This window comes from Vibrio sp. 10N.222.51.C5, from assembly GCF_041474575.1.
GTDB classification, from domain to species: domain Bacteria; phylum Pseudomonadota; class Gammaproteobacteria; order Enterobacterales; family Vibrionaceae; genus Vibrio; species Vibrio crassostreae_C.
Genome location: NZ_JBFRUJ010000091.1, coordinates 1 through 1,390, shown reverse-complemented (window position 1 = coordinate 1,390; position 1,390 = coordinate 1). Strand labels below are relative to the sequence as shown.

Genomic DNA, 1,390 nt, shown 5'->3' with positions numbered 1-1,390 from the left:
CATAGACAGGATCTTAAGAGCTAACTTGTTTATTTAGATAGAAAAAAGGCTTCATTTATGATCAGATAATCGTCGCCAAACAAACTACCTACATCAATAGTGAAGCCGATGACGATTATCTCCTTACAGAAGCAATTTAAGCAATTCTTTAATGCTGACACCCTCCAAAAAATGGCGAAAAGTACAGGCCTGATGAAACGGTGTCGGGCGATATTACCCGAGCAGCTAGTCATTAGCTTAGTGGCCGCGTTAAGCAAAGGAAACTGCACTTCCATTGCGGATTTACTGCGACAATTCAATGGGATGTGCTTGAGCCCTGAAGGTGCCGTGGCATACAAGCCTTACCATAACCAGTTGAGGAAAAATGAGTTTCCTAATTTCATGCGGCAACTTGTTATGCGAGCAATAGCTCAATTTGCTCGCCAGCAGAATGTCGGTCTACCAAATAAGCTCGACACCTTTGATGATGTACTGCTTCAAGATGGCAGCTCTTTCCACATCCATCGTGACCTGGCGGATGTTTATCCGAGTCGATTTAAACGTAACCCTGCAGCGGTTGAATGTCATATGACAATGTCGTTGAAAAGCTTTTCTCCAGTCGCGATGAACATCAGCGCTGATACGGCATCAGAAAGAGATTTTTTACCTGAGCCCAAAACGATGAACAACAAATTGCTGTTAGCTGACGCAGGGTATCCTGATTTCCACTTCTTTCGAGAGCTTGAACAGCATGGCGGATTCTATATTGTCCGAGGTGCTAAGTCTCTGAACCCTATGATTATTGAGGCAAGGAACGGCAAGGGGCGACTGCTGCCTAAGCTAGAAGGGAAGAAGCTGAAAGACATTACTCGAGGTACCAACCGTTCGCAGGTCCTTGACCTAAAAGTCCGTCGAGGTAAACAAGAGTTTAGAGTCGTGCGACGATGGTTTGCTGAAGAAAAACGATTCTGCATTTGGATAACTAACTTACCTTCAGACACCTTTACTGCCGATGACATCATGGCGATCTACCGCTGTCGATGGCAGGTGGAACTGCTTTTTAAAGAGTTAAAGTCTCACACCAACTGGCAACGATTTGTCACCGCACAAAAGGCCATCGTTGATGGGCTCATCTGGGCCAGTTTACTTGCGCTGATCATTAGGCGTAGTATTGCGCTTCAGATAATGCCATCGGTCTCATTGTTTAAAGCGGCAAAAAATGTGGATGTCTGGCTGTTACCAATATTTGAATGTATCAGTCACGGCGCATGGTCAGAAATCAGCAATAAAATCGAATGGGCTACCAGTTATATATCAAGGAACGCTCAAAAGTCCGCGCAGAGGAAGTCTAAAGAAAACATTACGTTAGACGGAATTTACGCTGAGCTTAGTGCTTAAGGTTCTGTCTATG

1 protein-coding gene is annotated in these 1,390 nt (G+C 44.6%); it reads left to right on the top strand.

Annotated features, from left to right (window positions below; genetic code table 11):
* Positions 1-108: 108 nt before the first annotated feature.
* Complete coding sequence (locus tag AB4558_RS21560) at positions 109-1,377, top strand: IS4 family transposase (protein ID WP_017068666.1); 1,269 nt, start codon at positions 109-111, stop codon at positions 1,375-1,377.
* The last annotated feature ends 13 nt before the right edge of the window (positions 1,378-1,390 follow it).

What these genes read in the sequence shown, in the direction of transcription:
- AB4558_RS21560 (WP_017068666.1), top strand. Translation starts at nt 109, where the DNA reads ATGACGATTATCTCCTTACAGAAGCAATTTAAGCAATTCTTTAATGCT.